16 protein-coding genes are annotated in these 16049 nt (G+C 64.0%); 11 read left to right on the forward strand and 5 right to left on the reverse strand.

Annotation, left to right across the window (positions count from 1 at the left end):
• Nucleotides 1–2 precede the first annotated feature (2 nt).
• The gene (gene rpsO / locus RBB16_RS01035) at nt 3–272 is read left to right on the forward strand and encodes a 30S ribosomal protein S15 (protein WP_071691776.1); all 270 of its coding nucleotides are present in this window, start codon (nt 3–5) and stop codon (nt 270–272) included.
• A 69-nt stretch (nt 273–341) separates the two neighbouring features.
• Here rpsO and RBB16_RS01040 read toward each other — a convergent pair whose 3' ends face one another.
• The 3 genes from RBB16_RS01040 to RBB16_RS01050 form a co-directional block, all read right to left on the reverse strand.
• Nucleotides 342–1121 (reverse strand): 3'(2'),5'-bisphosphate nucleotidase CysQ, encoded by a 780-nt coding sequence (locus tag RBB16_RS01040; protein WP_306044351.1) that lies wholly within the window; start codon nt 1119–1121, stop codon nt 342–344.
• A complete protein-coding gene (locus RBB16_RS01045) occupies nt 1108–2454 on the reverse strand; it encodes a TldD/PmbA family protein (RefSeq protein WP_306044352.1) in 1347 nt (448 codons plus the stop codon). The genes RBB16_RS01040 and RBB16_RS01045 overlap by 14 nt, the downstream gene beginning before the upstream one ends.
• Before the next feature lie 126 nt (nt 2455–2580).
• Entirely contained in the window at nt 2581–4191 is a 1611-nt protein-coding gene (locus RBB16_RS01050) for a DUF2125 domain-containing protein (protein ID WP_306044353.1), read from the reverse strand.
• Nucleotides 4192–4333: 142 nt separating this feature from the next.
• Between RBB16_RS01050 and RBB16_RS01055 the strand changes: the two genes are divergently transcribed.
• Nucleotides 4334–5062 carry an SDR family oxidoreductase gene (locus RBB16_RS01055; RefSeq protein ID WP_306044472.1) on the forward strand — a complete coding sequence of 243 codons (729 nt, stop codon included), beginning with the start codon at nt 4334–4336 and terminating at the stop codon, nt 5060–5062.
• On the forward strand, nt 5059–5679 hold the full coding sequence (locus RBB16_RS01060; RefSeq protein ID WP_306044354.1) for an enoyl-CoA hydratase/isomerase family protein: 621 nt from the start codon (nt 5059–5061) through the stop codon (nt 5677–5679). Before RBB16_RS01055 ends, RBB16_RS01060 begins: the two co-directional genes overlap by 4 nt.
• Before the next feature lie 11 nt (nt 5680–5690).
• Here the strand turns inward: RBB16_RS01060 and RBB16_RS01065 are convergent, their stop codons facing one another.
• Nucleotides 5691–5870 (reverse strand): hypothetical protein, encoded by a 180-nt coding sequence (locus RBB16_RS01065; RefSeq protein WP_306044355.1) that lies wholly within the window; start codon nt 5868–5870, stop codon nt 5691–5693.
• 84 nt (nt 5871–5954) lie between these two features.
• Entirely contained in the window at nt 5955–6143 is a 189-nt protein-coding gene (locus tag RBB16_RS01070) for a DUF1674 domain-containing protein (protein WP_306044356.1), read from the reverse strand.
• A gap of 70 nt (nt 6144–6213) precedes the next feature.
• On the opposite strand from RBB16_RS01070, the gene RBB16_RS01075 reads away from it, so the two are divergent.
• From RBB16_RS01075 to RBB16_RS01110, 8 genes are all read left to right on the forward strand, one after another.
• Nucleotides 6214–7476, forward strand: coding sequence for an RsmB/NOP family class I SAM-dependent RNA methyltransferase (locus RBB16_RS01075; protein ID WP_306044357.1), 1263 nt, complete (start codon nt 6214–6216; stop codon nt 7474–7476).
• Nucleotides 7477–7523: 47 nt separating this feature from the next.
• On the forward strand, nt 7524–9290 hold the full coding sequence (locus RBB16_RS01080; RefSeq protein ID WP_306044358.1) for a heparinase II/III family protein: 1767 nt from the start codon (nt 7524–7526) through the stop codon (nt 9288–9290).
• A gap of 18 nt (nt 9291–9308) precedes the next feature.
• Nucleotides 9309–10895: a bifunctional phosphoribosylaminoimidazolecarboxamide formyltransferase/IMP cyclohydrolase gene (purH, locus tag RBB16_RS01085; protein ID WP_306044359.1), complete on the forward strand. Its 1587-nt coding sequence runs from the start codon at nt 9309–9311 to the stop codon at nt 10893–10895.
• A gap of 134 nt (nt 10896–11029) precedes the next feature.
• Nucleotides 11030–11500: a signal peptidase II gene (gene lspA, locus RBB16_RS01090; protein ID WP_306044360.1), complete on the forward strand. Its 471-nt coding sequence runs from the start codon at nt 11030–11032 to the stop codon at nt 11498–11500.
• A 44-nt stretch (nt 11501–11544) separates the two neighbouring features.
• A complete protein-coding gene (locus RBB16_RS01095) occupies nt 11545–12069 on the forward strand; it encodes a DUF3035 domain-containing protein (RefSeq protein ID WP_306044361.1) in 525 nt (174 codons plus the stop codon).
• A gap of 274 nt (nt 12070–12343) precedes the next feature.
• Nucleotides 12344–13498: a Hint domain-containing protein gene (locus tag RBB16_RS01100; RefSeq protein ID WP_306044362.1), complete on the forward strand. Its 1155-nt coding sequence runs from the start codon at nt 12344–12346 to the stop codon at nt 13496–13498.
• 116 nt (nt 13499–13614) lie between these two features.
• The gene (locus tag RBB16_RS01105) at nt 13615–14517 is read left to right on the forward strand and encodes a Hint domain-containing protein (protein WP_306044363.1); all 903 of its coding nucleotides are present in this window, start codon (nt 13615–13617) and stop codon (nt 14515–14517) included.
• A 192-nt stretch (nt 14518–14709) separates the two neighbouring features.
• Nucleotides 14710–16038 carry a M16 family metallopeptidase gene (locus RBB16_RS01110; RefSeq protein WP_371931197.1) on the forward strand — a complete coding sequence of 443 codons (1329 nt, stop codon included), beginning with the start codon at nt 14710–14712 and terminating at the stop codon, nt 16036–16038.
• The last annotated feature ends 11 nt before the right edge of the window (nt 16039–16049 follow it).

Here is a 16049-nt window from a genome sequence, read left to right on the forward strand (position 1 = left end):
CGATGTCGATTACTGCCGAAGAAAAGGCCCGTCTGATCAAGGAATTCGCAACCAAAGAAGGCGACACCGGTTCGCCCGAAGTTCAGGTCGCGATTCTCACCAGCCGCATCAACACGCTGACCGAGCACTTCAAGAGCCACAAGAAGGACAACCACTCCCGCCGTGGTCTTCTGATGATGGTTGCTCAGCGTCGTAAGCTTCTGGACTACACCAAGGCCAAGGACGAAGCTCGTTACCAGAGCCTGATCCAGCGTCTCGGCATCCGCCGCTGAACGCAGCCTGATCGAGAATACGAACGCCCGTCCGGTTCCATCCGGGCGGGTGTTTGCGTTTCAGGGGTGTCAGGCCAGGACGCGCCGCGCCATCAGGGCCGCATGGATCGGGCGGTTGGCGGCGATAACGCCGGGCAGCAACGGGCGCGGGTTGTTGAACGCAAGCGGCCGGTTGTCCCGGTCAGAGATCAGCCCCCCTGCCTCGGACACGATCAGCGCGCCGGCGGCAATGTCCCATTCCCAGCTATCGCGGAAGGTGATCATGCCGTCAAAGCGGCCCTGCCCGACAAGCGCCAGCCGGTAGGCCAGCGAGGGGCGGAAACTGCGATGCACCGCGGGCACGCCCCCCGGCCAGTGATCCGGCTTGAAATTCGGACGAGAGGCCAGAACCGTGGCGCTTGGTTCATCATGGGTGCCGGAGGCGGCGAGGGGTGCGCCGTTCAGCGCCGCCCCTTTCCCAAGTTCTGCCGTGAACATCCTGTCCAGCATCGGCAGGTAGACCACCGCCGCCGTCACCTGTCCCTGTCGGGTCACCGCCAGAGAATGGGCGAAGTTCTTTTGCCCGTCGATGAAGGACCGCGTGCCGTCGATGGGATCAACGATGAAGACGTGATCGCGGGACAACCTGTCCACCCCGTCCTCGGTTTCCTCCGACAGCCAGCCATAGCCGGGGCGCGCGGCGGTCAGGCTTTCCCGCAGCATGGCGTCGATTTCCAGATCGGCCTCTGTCACCGGCCCGTGGCCGCCGGGCTTGTCCCAGATCTGCGGATCACGGGTCCAGTGGCGTTCGGCGATCGTGCCGGCCTTCTGCGCCGCGTCGATCAGAAGCCTCAGATCAGGCCCCGGCAAGCGTCAGCCCCTCGACCAGAAGCGATGGCACCACGTGGCTCAGATGGGTGCGGGCGTCATTGGCGGGCACGATTCCGCGCAGCATGTCACGCAGGTTGCCCGCAACGGTGCATTCGTTGACCGGATAGGCCAGTTCGCCGTTTTCCACCCAGAACCCGGAGGCCCCACGGGAATAGTCGCCCGTGTTGGGGTTGATGGAACTGCCGATCATCGAGGTGATCAGCAGCCCGGTGCCCATGTCGCGCAGCAGATCTTCGCGGCTGGCTGTGCCTTGGGTCAGTGCCACGTTCGAGACCGAGGGCGAGGGCGGAGACGACGTGCCGCGTGCGGCGTTGCCCGTCGATTGCAGCCCCAGTTTGCGGGCAGTGGCAAGGTCCAGCGTCCACCCGGTCAGCACGCCTTTGTCGATGATCGCACGCTCTGCCGTGGGTAGCCCTTCCGCATCGAAGGGGCGCGATCCGCTGGCGCGCGGGCGCAGCGGTTGTTCGATCAGCGACAGCCCCTCGGGCAGCACCTGTTCCCCAAGCGCCTCGCGCAGCCAGGACGCGCCGCGGGCAATGGCGGAACCATTGGCGGCCTGCAACAGATGCCCGATCAGCGAGGATGACACCCGTTCGTCGAACAGCACCGGGAAAGCGCCTGTTGCGGGCTTGCGGGCGCCCTTGCGGGCGACGGCGCGTTCGGCGGCGATCCTGCCCACCTCTGCCGGGGACATCATATCGGCGCGGTGCATCCGCATGTCGCCGTAATAGTCCCGTTCCATTCCCAACCCCTCGCCGGTGATGGCAACACAGGACAGGCCGTGGTCGGTGCGGGTGTAGCCGCCGGAAAACCCGTTCGTCGCGGCGATGTGGCGGGTGCGGCGGCCATATCCGGCGCTGGTGGACTGAACCTGGCTGACGCCGTTCACGGCCAATGCAGCGGCCTCGGCTTCCAGCGCGCGGGCCTCCAGATCGGCGGGGTCGGGCTCTGCCGCCGGGTCGATCATGTCGAGCGCGTCAATGTCCCAACCCGTAGCCAGCTGCGAGGGATCGGCAAGACCGATATTGGGGTCTTCGGGGGCAAGCCGGGCCATGGCGACGGCGCGTTCGGCCATTTCGGTCAGGGTCTCGGCCCGCGTGTCAGAGGCGGAAACACAGGCCTGCCGCTGACCCATCAGAACGCGTAACCCGATCTCAACGCCATCGGCACGTTCAGCATGTTCCAGCGTGCCGTTCAGCACGTCGATGGAAAGCGAGGTTCCCTGCACCGCAATCGCATCCGCTGCATCGGCCCCGGCCTTGCGGGCGGCGTCCAGAAGGGCATGGGCGAGCGTTTCGGGCGTTTGGGTCATCGGTGGCGATCCTGTGCAAGAACTGACTTCGAGACCTAGTGCCCCGCAGTCGGGCGCGCAAGGTGGCAAGAAAAAACCCCCGGACCGCGACAGGCAGCCCGAGGGTGGATTGATACAGTGACGCGTTTATTGCAGCGGCACGCCATTGGCGGTGATGGCACCGCCCGGCAGGAACTCGATGGTCGAGGTGTAGCTGTCTGGCCCAGCGCCCGGAATGGCGAACATGCCCAGCATCCCGCGTGCCATGCCTGCCTGTTGCGGCGGCAGCAAACCACCGTCGGACAGCGACTGGATCAGGGTGTTCGCGCCGGTCAGGCTCAGATCCACCGCGCCGACCGGCATCGGGATCATCTGGCCGGGGGCGAAGTCCACATCGCCGATGCCAGTCAGTTCCGCCCCGCCGAAGGACACTTGCAGGTTGTTCAGCGTCAGGTCACGCAGCTCGCCCGGAGGGACTGACAGACTCTCGGGGTCAATGGACATGAGATCGACGAACAGCTGTACGGTGCCCGACAGGTCGATGATGACCGTCGCAGGCGTGCGCGGAACCGCCTGGCCCGGATCGACCATGGCCCAAAGCGATTCATCGACAGAAACGCCCTGATAAGCGATCGAAGCCGCGAAGGGCGACGGCGTTGCCGATTGCGCCAGTGGCATGTCGATGGACAGCGCGGTTGAATCGGCCGATGCGGCCACCGGGAAGGGCATCTCGTTCGTTGCGAGGTTGATGTTGACACCCGTCGCGGCCAACGCGTAACGGATGCTTTCCTCTGACAGGCCAAAGCCGATCGACCCGCCGGTATTCGAGGCCGAGAAATCGACATTCTCGTAGGTATCAACGAACATGAAGCTGGCCGAGGCAGATGTGTAGCTGGCATCGCCGCTGATCGAGAACCCTTCGGGGAAGCTTTCGACGGTCATCCAGTCGATGCCGCGCGGCATGGTGCCGGTGGCGGTGCTTTCCATGCCGGCCAGCATGATCGACAGATCGAGATGGCCGTCCCCGCGGCCGCCCGTCGGGGCCGGCATCGGGGTGGGTTGCGGTGCCGCCGGGGTCACGACCTTGCCGGGTGCGGGCTGGGAGGGTTGCGGTGTCGGCACCGGGGCAGGTTCTGCGCCGCTTCCAGGCTCGAACGCCTCGACATCGAAGGTCATTCCCGCCAGCGTCCCGCTGGAGGTGAAGCCAAGCATCGCGGGGTTGGAGAAATCATAGGTCACGCTGCCGCCATAGCCGTCCAGCGAGATGTCGTAGATCATTTCGGGGATTTCGGTCGGATCGCCGCCAACGAACTCCACATCGGTCACGGATGCACGCTCGAACCCGGTGTTCAGGGTCAGCAGCTCGGGGCTGCCCGTGGCGAAGCCGCCGAATCCTTGCAGACTGATATGGATGTTGATCGCGTCGGGGGCGTCTGAATCGTCGAACCCGGTGATCGAGTAGATCATCGAGTCGGATGCAGCGATCATGACCGAGCCATCGGCCTGATTGGTCAGGGTGATCTGCGGGATGGTGCCCGCGATCGACACCTCTTCGATCATCATGGTGTTGGTCACGTTCGAGAGTGTGAGCCCGCTGTCATTAGGGGTGGCCTGCGCGGTCAGGCTATAGCCGAACTCGCTGGCTTGTTCCTGCCATATCGCCCAAAGCTGATCTGCATTGATCTCGGCCATGGCGGGGCTTGCAGCCACCAATGCGGCGGTAGACAGGCTGAGTGAAAGGGATTTCATCTTTGACATAACGACCTTCCAAATGTGAATTGCTGACAAGAATGTCCGCCTCACGGGGGCGGGCGTCAAGGTCTGGATACAATGACCTTGGATTGCAACAGTTTTTCGGCGGGAGACAGCGCATATGGGCAGCTTGGACGGTAAGGTGGCAATGATAACGGGCGCAAGCCGCGGCATTGGCGAGGCAGCGGCACGGCTGTTTGCCTCGGAAGGTGCCAAGGTCTGCCTGCTGGCCCGATCCCGCGACGAGATCGCCCAGATCGCCGGCGAAATCGGCGATTCGGCGCTGGCCATTCCCTGCGATGTCAGCCGCTACTGGGAGGTCGAGGCCGCGGTGAATGCCTGTGTCGAAACCTTTGGCGGGCTCGATATCCTGATCAACAACGCGGGCGTGATCGAGCCTGTTGCCTCGCTGATGGGCTCGGACCCCGATGCCTGGGGCCATGTCATCGATATCAACCTGAAAGGCGTCTATTACGGCATGCGCGCGGCCATGCCAGCGATGGTGGCGCGCGGTGGCGGGTCGATCCTGACCATCAGTTCCGGCGCGGCGCATAATGCCCTGGAAGGCTGGAGCCATTATTGCACGTCCAAGGCAGGCGTCGCCATGCTGACCAAATGCGCCCACAAGGAGGGCGCGGCGCAGGGCATCAGGGCCATCGGCCTGTCGCCCGGCACCGTCGCCACGCAGATGCAGCGCGAGATCAAGGCCAGCGGCGTGAACCCGGTCAGCCAACTGGCGTGGGAGGATCACATCCCGGCGGACTGGCCCGCACAATGCCTGTTGTGGATGTGCGGCGCAGAGGCGGATGAGTTTCTTGGCGAAGAGATTTCCCTGCGCGACGAGGGTATTCGCCGCCGGATCGGTGTGATCGCGTGATTGATCTGACCAAGGAAGGCGGGCTCTGGACCGTTACGCTGAACCGCCCCGACAAGGCCAATTCGCTGACCGCCGGAATGCTGGAGGAGCTGGCCGAGATCGCCGAGAGCGGGGCTGCGGATGACAGCCTGCGTGCATTCGTTCTGACCGGGGCCGGGGACCGCGTATTTTCCGCCGGGGCGGATCTGGAGGCGGCAAAGGCGGGGCTTGCGGTATCGCCGCTATGGGAACGGATGTCAGGCGCGATTGCAGCCCTGCCCTGCCTGACCATCGCTGCCCTGAACGGAACGCTGGCGGGTGGGGCATTCGGCATGGCACTGGCCTGCGATATCCGTATCGCGGTGCCGGGGGCGAAGTTTTTCTACCCGGTGGCAAAGCTCGGCTACCTGCCGCAGCCATCCGACCCGAGACGGCTGGCGGCTCTGGTCGGTCCGGCGCGCGCCAGGATGATCCTGTTGGCCAGTCAGAAGATCGAAGCGGACGAAGCGCTGCAATGGGGTCTTCTGGATCGGATCGTTGCACCGGATGCGCTGCTTGGCGCGGCGCGGGATCTGGCCGCAGCGGCGCTGGAAGGAAACCCGGATGTTCTGCAACAGATCAAGCGGATGTGTCCTTGACCCGGCGGACTTTACGGATTTGACAGGCTGATCGCGCTGATCGCGGCCAGTTTCAGGCGTAGATGCCACGTGGCTTGTGCGGATTGCAACCGCAGGGCTGGCTTGGAGCCGGGTGACTCCACCTCCTCCTGCGCGCCCCTGTCCTGTCGGCCCTGACGACCGGTGCAGCGGCGCAGCACCGTCTTGGCCATCCCGTGGCAACACGCCCCGACGAGGGCCCCACCGGGGCCTGAGAAGGGGCGTTCCCCGGTCGACGCCGTCAGGCGGCGAAGCTCTCAGAAATCAACCGCGATGCCCTTTCTTTCCCAGTCGCCAAAGCGCACCGGTTCCGGGCCGTCGCGCCCCCCCAGTTCGGTCGGCAGCTCCAGCGCCTTGGCCGCCTTGCGCCGTTCCTCAGCCTCGGCCAGCGCGCGCTGCGCGGCGGGGGGCAGATCGGTTGGGGGCTTGGCGGTGTCGTCGGACATGGGTCGCAATCCTTGTGCGGTCTGGGGCTTTGATATACCCCGCGCGGGTTGAGTGACAAGAGGACGCCCCATGCCAGACACCGGCCCCGATACCGGCCTCGCCGCCCGCCGCGCGGCGCTGGATCATCTGCGCGGCGTGATGATGGACCACCGGATGATGTCTCATCAGCCCGCGCCGCAGGGCCTCTCCCCCCATGATGCCGCCCGCGCCCAGCGCCTTGCCCTGACGGTCATGCGCCATATGGGCCGGATCGACGCGGTGCTGCGCCCCTACCTGACCCGCCGCCCGACGCTCGCGGTGCAGAACCTGTTGCGACTCGGCGCGGCGGAGCTTCTGGTGGACGGGTCCGAGCCTCATGGCGTGGTCGCGTCTCTGGTCGAGATCGCCAAGCGCCACCCGCGCTGGTCGCGCGCCTCGGGCATGGTGAATGCCGTTTTGCGCAAACTCGATGCCGAAGGGCGCGAGACATGGGCAAAGACGCCCCCGCAGGCGCTGCCCATCTGGCTGCGCAAACCCATGCACAAGGCCTATGGGGTGGATGCCGTCGCGGCCATCGAAGCCGCCCATGAACGCCCCGTTCCCCTGGACATCACGCCGAAACCCGGCGTCACAATCGACGGCGCGGAATTGCTGCCGACCGGGTCTTTCCGGCTGGCGCAGGCGCAGGTCACCGCTTTGCCCGGTTACGACACCGGCGACTGGTGGGTTCAGGACGCCGCCGCCGCACTGCCTGCGAAACTGCTTGGCGATGTGGCCGGCCAAAGGGTGCTCGACCTCTGCGCCGCGCCCGGTGGCAAGACGATGCAGCTTGCCGCCGCCGGGGCCGATGTGACCGCGCTCGACCTGTCCGCATCTCGCATGAAACGCGTCGAAGAAAACCTCTCTCGCACGCAGCTGAAAGCCACCCTCGTCACCGCTGACGCGCTGACCTACCAGGCCGACCCGTTCGACGCGATCCTGCTCGACGCGCCCTGTTCCGCCACTGGCACCATCCGTCGCCATCCCGACCTGCCCTTCGTAAAGACCTCCCAAGAGGTCGAATCGCTGACCCGGCTGCAAATGCAGATGATCGACCATGCAATGACCCTGCTGAAGCCCGGCGGACGGCTGGTCTACTGCACCTGCTCTCTCCTCCCGAATGAGGGGGAGCATCAGGTCAAGGCGGCGCTGAAACGTCATGCAGACCTGACGATTCTGCCTATTGACCCGGTCTCGCTTGGCGGTGACGCCCACTGGGCAAGCGCCGAAGGCGGTCTGCGCCTGCGCCCGGATTTCTGGGCCGACAGGGGTGGGATGGACGGCTTCTACATGGCCCTTTTGAAACGGGGCTGATCCCTGCTATCCTTGCGGCCAGAAAAACAAGAGCAGTCCGCAAACACATGTCAGAAGCCCTTTCACCCGCCCCGGTCGCGCTGCGCGAGCGCCCCGGACGGCTCAACCGGTTCGCCAACCGGTGGGCGGCGTGGCGGGCGGGCTTTGCGCCCAAGCCGAAGGGTTTTACCTCGCAACCGGAACCCCGCCTCATTGGATCGGATGCGCGCGGACGGCAGTTGATGGCAGGAAACCTGCTGTTCGCGGGTGTGCTGGTGCAGATGCCCAAGGATGTGCCCTGGGCGCTGACACCGCCCTCTGACGCGTTCGAGGATGAGTTGCACGGCTTCGAATGGCTCGACCATCTGGCCGCCATCCCCGACGGATCCGCGCGACCCATGGCGCAGGACTGGCTGGCCGGGTGGCTGTCCCGCTATGGCACGGGCAAAGGGCCGGGCTGGGTGCCCGACCTTGTCGGTCGTCGCCAGATCCGCTGGATCAGCCACGCCCTGTTCCTGATGAACGGGCAGGAGGCCGGAGAGACCCGCGCCTTCTATGCGGCACTTGGACGACAGGCGGATTTCCTCGCCCGTCGCTGGCGCAGCACCTCGCACGGGCTGCCGCGATTCGAGGCGCTGACTGGCCTGATCTATTCCGCCTGTTCGCTGATCGGCGTGGCCCATCACCTGAAACCGGCGCTGAAGGCCCTCGCACAGGAATGCGCGAGAGAGATTGACGCTTCGGGCGGGATCGTCACCCGCAACCCCGAGGAACTGCTGCAGGTCTTCACCCTGCTGACCTGGACCGCAGCCGTACTGGCCGAATCCGGCAAAAGCCCCGACCCCGCCGTCAACACCGCCATCATGCGGATGGCCCCCACATTGCGCAGCCTGCGCCACGCGGATGGTGGCCTTGCCCGGTTCCATGGCGGCGGACGCGGGCAGGTTGGCCGGCTGGATCACGCGTTGTCCCAATCCGGGGTACGGCCTGCCACGGTGTCTGGGCTCGCCATGGGCTATGCACGGCTTTCGGGCGGGCGGACCTCTGTCGTGATCGACGCCGCGCCCCCGATGATGGGGCCAGAGGCCTACAACTCCCATGCCTCGACCCTGGCGTTTGAGCTGACCTCCGGTCGCCGCCCGGTGATCGTCAATTGCGGGTCCGGCGCGGGGTTCGGCGCGGATTGGCGGCGCGCGGGCCGCGCGACGCCTTCGCACTCCACCTTGTCAATCGAGGGATATTCCTCGGCCCGGCTCGGCCCCCGGTCCGCCTATCATGGCGTGGTCAAGCAAGCGCTTCTGGAAGGGCCGGAGAATGTCGAGGTGCAGGAAAGCGACAGCGGTGCCGCGCGCGCCATCGCTTTTTCCCATGACGGTTACCGCCGCACCCATGGGTTGATCCACCTGCGCAGCCTCAGCCTGGAAAATGACGGGCGGCTGTTGCGGGGCGAGGATGGGCTTGCCGCGCTGACCGACAAGGACCGCGACACGCTCGACCGGGTCATGGCCCGCCTTCCCATCGACGGAATCCCCTTCACCCTGCGCTTTCACCTGCACCCGGATGTAGAGGCCGAGCTGGATCTGGGGGGCGCAGCCGTGTCGCTGACCCTGCGGGGCGGCGAGGTCTGGGTTTTCCGCCACGGGCGAGAAGCCGCTCTGACGCTGGAGAAGAGCGTTTACCTCGAATCAGGCCGATTAAAGCCACGCGCGACAAAACAGATCGTTCTATCTTCCCGCGTTACCGATTATGGCAGCGCCATAAGCTGGAGCCTCGCCAAACCCACCGACGCCCCGCGCACCCCACGCGCCCCTGCGTCCGATGTGCTCCGGCTGTAAAAAGACACAGGAGACACCATGACCGATCTCGTGCCGCTGCGCCGCGCCCTGCTTTCCGTATCCGACAAGACAGGGCTGATCGAGCTGGCCCAGGCCCTCGCCGCGCGCGGGGTAGAGCTGCTCTCGACCGGTGGCAGCGCCAAGGCGATGCGCGATGCGGGGCTTTCCGTGAAGGATGTGGCCGAGGTCACCGGTTTCCCCGAAATGATGGATGGCCGGGTGAAAACCCTGCACCCCAAGGTGCATGGCGGGTTGCTGGCCCTGCGCGACAATGACGCCCATGTCGCGGCGATGCAGGAACACGGCATCGAGGGCATCGACCTGCTGGTGGTGAACCTCTACCCCTTCGAGGAAACCGTCGCCAAAGGTGCCGATTATGACACCTGCATCGAGAACATCGACATCGGCGGCCCCGCGATGATCCGCGCCGCGGCGAAAAATCATGCCTTCGTGAACGTGGTCACCGACCCCGAGGATTACGCCGCCCTGCTGGCCCAGCTCAATGAAAACGACGGCGCGACCTCCTACGCTTTCCGCCAGCAACTGGCGCTGACCGCCTATGCCCGCACCGCCGCCTATGACGCCGCCGTCTCCACCTGGATGGCCGGGGCGCTCGGGCAAGAGACCCCCCGCCGCCGCGCCTTTGCAGGTACGCTCAAGCAGACCCTGCGCTATGGCGAAAACAGCCATCAGAACGCGGCCTTCTACACCGACGGCTCGATGCGCGAAGGCGTGGCCACCGCCCAACAGCATCAGGGCAAGGAGCTCAGCTACAACAACATCAACGACACCGACGCCGCGTTCGAACTGGTGGCGGAGTTCGGCACCGACACGCCCGCCTGCGCCATCATCAAGCACGCCAACCCCTGCGGCGTGGCCGTGGGCGCAACGCTTCTCGACGCCTACAAATCGGCCTTCGACTGCGACCGCACCTCGGCCTTCGGCGGCATCGTCGCCCTGAACCAGCCACTGGATGCGGCCACAGCCGAGGAAATCACCGGCATCTTCACCGAGGTCGTGATCGCCCCCGGCGCGTCGGACGAGGCGAAAGAGATCTTCGCTGCAAAGAAGAACCTGCGCCTGCTGACAACGGCAGGCCTGCCAGACATGCGCGCGGGCGGGCTTGCCTTCCGCCAGGTCGCGGGCGGCCTTCTGGTGCAGGACAAGGACAACGGCTTCGTCGGCATGGACGACCTCAGGGTCGTGACAAAAAAGGCCCCGACGGACGCCCAGATGCGCGACCTGCTCTTCGCCTGGAAAGTGGCCAAGCACGTCAAATCCAACGCCATCGTCTACGTCAAGGACGGCGCGACGGTCGGCGTCGGCGCGGGCCAGATGAGCCGCGTGGACAGCGCCCTCATCGCCGCGAAAAAGGCCGAACGCATGGCCGAGGCGCTCGGCCTTGCGCAGCCGCTGACCATCGGCTCCGCCGTGGCCTCCGACGCCTTCTTCCCTTTCCCCGACGGGCTGATGGAAGCGGCACAGGCAGGGGCAACCTGCGTCATCCAGCCCGGCGGCTCCATGCGCGATGACGAGGTGATCGCCGCGGCGGACGAGGCGGGCCTTGCCATGGTCTTTACCGGGATGCGCCATTTCCGTCACTGAAAGGGTTGCAACCTGCCATCCCCCCTTTCATCTTGGCAAAAATACCTCGGGGGGTCCGGGGGGCAGCGCCCCCCGGCGGGTCGGCGCCGAAGGCGACGAAACCCGGCCCCGCAAGACAGCAAGGACGTTGGCAGATGCGCCTCACCCTCCTCTCCGCGCTTTTCTGGTTTGCGCTCGACCAGATCAGCAAGTGGTATGTCCTGTACCAGATGGATCTGCTGACCGTCGGTCACATGGAAATCCTTCCACCCTATCTGAACTTTCACATGGGCTGGAACACAGGCATCAATTTCGGCCTGCTGGCCAATGACGCCAATGCCACCCGCTGGCTGCTGGTTGCCCTGGCCTTCGTTATCTCGGCCTGGATCCTCTGGTGGTCGCGCCGGATGCAGAAGCGCATCTCGATGCTGTCGGCCGGCGCGATTGTCGGCGGGGCCATTGCAAACGCCTTCGACAGGGTCATCTATGGCGCGGTTGCGGACTTCCTGAACACCAGTTGCTGTGGCTTCCAGAACCCGTATGCGTTCAACATTGCCGATATCGGCGTCTTCGTCGGTGCCTTTGGCTTGCTGATCTTTGCCGATACGAAGAATATGACCCCGTGACGGCGGCGAAAACATGCGCTAAACCGTCCGAGAGGAGAGACTGAATGAGCAGGCTTCGCACGGCAATCGGCTTGGGACTGGTGCTTTTGGCACTTGCGGCATGTGGTCGAAACGACCCGCGCCTGTTGAACCTGCGCGCCGAGGGAGAAGGCCCCGATGAGTTCGGCATTCTTCCGACGCGGCCTCTGCAAGTGCCGGACGATCTGCAAAGCCTGCCTGCCCCGTCCCCCGGCGGCATCAACCGCGCCGATCCAGACCCAGAGGCCGATGTCGCCGCCGCGCTTGGCGGCAATATCGACCGCGCCGGGGCCGGCAGCCAGGGCATGGTCAGCTATGTCACCCGCTTCGGCGTGGGCCGTGACATCCGCGATACGCTGGCCACCGAAGATCTGGAATTCCGCCGCCGCAATGACGGCCGCATTCTGGAACGGCTCGCCGCCGTGAACGTCTATCACCGCGCTTATCGAGAAATGTCGCTCGACCGCTACGCGGAACTGGAACGCATGCGCGCCGCAGGCATCCGCACCCCCGCCGCCCCGCCCGAGGAAATCGGCAATATCGAAGACTGAATCCCAGTGAGATCTGGCTTTCTTGAAGTGTGATGTGAGCAGCAGACTGATGCCACTCACAGCTCTGAGTTCGTCCTTTTTTGACCGAGCAGCTGCAATGGCGACATCCTTCGCAGGTCAGCTTTTCAGGCACCCGGTTACTTGAACTGGTCACCATCGGCAAAAAAACCTTTGCTGGCCAAACCTTTCAAACTACCCTCCCGCGCATTGTGACGACCAACCGGAGCGCCTGCGAAAGAAGCCGCTACCGAGTGATCATTGGGGGAATAAAGAAATGCCACTAAACGCCGGGGATATTGGGTTTGTTGAAGTCTCGATGGCGTCAAGCTTCACCGATCAAAACTTCAAGATTGTCGTTTTGCAGGATGTATCAGCTGGCGAGTCGATAAGCTTCACTGACAACGGGGTCAACAATGGCGGCTTTAGCACATTGGAGGGCGTGCTGAACTGGACAAACGATACCGGCGGCACCATCGCGGCCGGAACGGTTATCGAGTTCTCCACGCCCAGCGGGTCCGGCGGGTGGAGCGCCTCTCAAGGAAGTCTCGTAGAAAATGGAGTTTTCGACATCGGGACCGGCTCAGACGATCAGATCCTGGCTCAGAGCGGCGGAAGCCCAATCGCTCAGTTCCACTCACAATCGGCATTCTCAATTAATCTCATTGGCAATAGCACGATCAACACCGAACTCGGCTCCGGGCTTACCGAAGGCACAAACGCAATTGCCGCCAATACAGGGGCAAATCTGGCGTCCTACACGGGACCGACATCGCTGACGGATCCCGCGACCTGGGCAGCGCGTTTGAATGACCCGAGCAACTGGACACAGAACACGACTTTCGGCTCTTCAACAATCAGTGTCACCTGCTTCCTGGAAGGAACACTGATTCTGACGGACTCGGGAGATGTGGCTGTCGAAACAATATCCATCGGAGACACCGTGATCACGGCAGAAGGCGCTCCGGCTTCCGTGAAATGGATCGGACGCCAAACCGTTTCTACCGCCTTCGGCCCCGCCGAGCGCCTCATGCCGGTGCGGATCAGCGCAGGTGCGCTTGGCAACGGCCTGCCCCACACCGACCTGACCGTCACCGCCGATCATGGAATGCTTGTGGATGGGGTCATTTGCCATGCCGGGGCGTTGGTGAATGGCACGACGATCACGCAGGTGCCTTTGGCAGAGATGGGCGAGAGCTACACTGTCTACCACATCGAAACCAAGGAACACGAGATCATCCTTGCGAATGGCGCGCCTGCTGAGACCTTCATCGACAATGTCAGCCGCCGCGTGTTCGACAACTACGCCGAGTTCGAGGCGCTTTACGGCGATGTGCCGGAGATGGAGGAACTGCCTTACCCCCGCGCGATGAGCGCCCGACAAGTGCCGCAGCGGATCACGGCGAAGCTGGCCGAGAAGGTGGTGGCCTGACGCGGTAGCGCGCAGAATCGCCCGCCCTGCGTTGGCTAGGCAAAGGGATTGTGTCTGTCCCTCATTTCAGACAAACATCTTGGTAGTCGCGTGACACGCCACAGGAGGGGGATCTCATGGCCAGCTATACCTTTGACCGGTACAAGTATTACAATCGCTCCGGCGACTCTATGACCCAGCAGGGGAGCAGTCTCGGGACGGATGTCTCAACTATCACCGAGGTCGCGCCAGATATCGACGGTGATTTCACACCGAATGAATCCACCCTTTCCAACAATTGGGGCGGCGGTGCACTTGAATATTTTGGAACCTTTGAATTCAACGGCAACACGTTTCTTGTCTTTGAGGACGCGGCCTTTGGCTATTTCCTCGCCTCCCCGGACAGCTCGCTTGGACTTGGCGATTTCCCGGCAGGTTGGTCCTTCGCTGATGTCGTTGCCAACACGACCCCGCTTTGCTTTGCAGTCGGCACGCTGATATCGAACTTGGCAGGCGAGGTTCAGGTGGAGCGCCTGAAGATTGGCGACCTCGTGCAGGCGGCGGACGGCAGCCTCGTTCAGGTCAAATGGATTGGACGGCAGACCGTTATGAACCGTTTCGGTCCTGCCGAGCGGCTGATGCCGGTGCGGTTTGCTGCCGGTTCGCTTGGGGATGACCTGCCCCACACCGACCTGACCGTCACCGCCGATCATGGAATGCTGGTGGATGGGGTCATTTGCCATGCCGGGGCGTTGGTGAACGGCACGACGATCACGCAGGTGCCTTTGGCCGAAATGGGCGAAAGCTACACCGTCTACCACATCGAAACCGAGGAACACGAAATCATCCTCGCCAACGGTGCCCCCGCCGAGACCTTCATCGACAATGTGTCCCGCCGGGTCTTCGACAACTATGCCGAGTTCGAGGCGCTTTACGGCGACGTGCCCGAGATGGAGGAGCTGCCCTATCCGCGTGCGATGAGCGCAAGGCAGGTGCCCGACCGCATTGCAAACAGGCTCACCAAGCGGCAAGTGGCCTGACCATCTGCCCGCTTTCTCAGCATCCGGCGCAGACCCGACCGGTCTGCGCCATTTTTCTTGCTCTGACGCCAGGCCCGAGTGCCGGGACGCGCCCTTCATCGCTCACATCCCCGTCACCACGCTTGATGCTGCGGCGAAACCCCGTATCTCTTGTGGGACTGGATCGCTTTTTTCTGCCTAAGAGGTTTCTGAATGTTCCGATACATGCTGGCCGCGTGCATGGCCCTTATGCCGTTTCTCCCGTCCGGAGCACAGGCCACAGAGGTCTCGGAATTCACCCTCGACAACGGGCTGCATGCCGTCGTCATCGAAGACCACCGTGCCCCGGTGGTGGTCCATATGCTGTGGTATCGCGTGGGCGCAGCGGATGAACCGCCGGGCCGGTCCGGCATCGCGCATTTCCTCGAACACCTGATGTTCAAGGCCACCGAGACGCTGGAAAGCGGCGAATTTTCCGACACGGTCGAGGCCAATGGCGGGTCCGACAATGCGTTTACCAGTTGGGATTATACCGGCTATTATCAGCGTGTCGCCTCGGACCGGCTTGGCCTGATGATGCAGATGGAAGCCGACCGGATGCGCAACCTGCTGCTGACGGACGAGGATATCACCACCGAACGCAGCGTGATCCTTGAGGAACGCGCGCAGCGCACCGATTCCAGTGCGGGCGCGCTGTTCAATGAACAGATGCGGGCGTCGCTCTATCTCGCGCATCCCTATCGCATCCCCATCGGCGGCTGGCGGCACGAGATCGAGAGCCTTGGCCGCGAGGACGTGTTTTCCTTCTATCACGACTATTATTCCCCCGATAACGCGATCCTGATCGTGGCGGGCGATGTGACGCCAGAAGAGGTCCGCGCGCTGGCTGAAGAACATTACGGCCCGCTGGAGCCATCGGGTGTGGAACCGCGCGAACGCCCCCATGATCCTCCCCAGATCGCCGACCGCCGCGTTTACTACGAGGATCCGCGCGTGTCCGATCCCTACGTTGTGCGCAGCTACATCGCCCCCGAACGCGACCCCGGCAATCAGCGCACCGCTGCCGCCCTGACACTACTGTCGAACGTGCTGGCAGGGTCCGGTGCCACCGCCGTGCTGCCGCGTGTCTTGCAGGTAGAGGAAGCCCGGTCGCTCTATGCCGCTGCCAGCTATTCCGGCACCAATCTGGATGACACGGTCTTTTCGGTGTTCAACGTGCCCGTGCCCGGCGTGTCGCTGGAAGAGGCCGAGGCCGATCTCGATCGCGTTATCGCGCAGTTCCTCGAAGACGGCATCGACCCCGAACAGTTCGCGCGCATCCAGTTCCAGTGGGAAGCCGAGATGATCTATGCACAGGACGACGTGGGCGATTGGGCGCGGATGTACGGGGTCGGGCTGACATCCGGCCTGACGGTGCAGGACATTCAGGACTGGCCCGATGTGATTGCCTCGATCACTCCCGAAGAAGTGATGGAAGCCGCCCGCATGATCTTCACGGAAACCACCTCGGTCACCGGTTACCTGACCGCCCCCGGCCTGTGAGGAGACAGCCC

This window comes from Nioella sp. MMSF_3534 (assembly GCF_030732985.1).
Classification (GTDB): domain Bacteria; phylum Pseudomonadota; class Alphaproteobacteria; order Rhodobacterales; family Rhodobacteraceae; genus Nioella.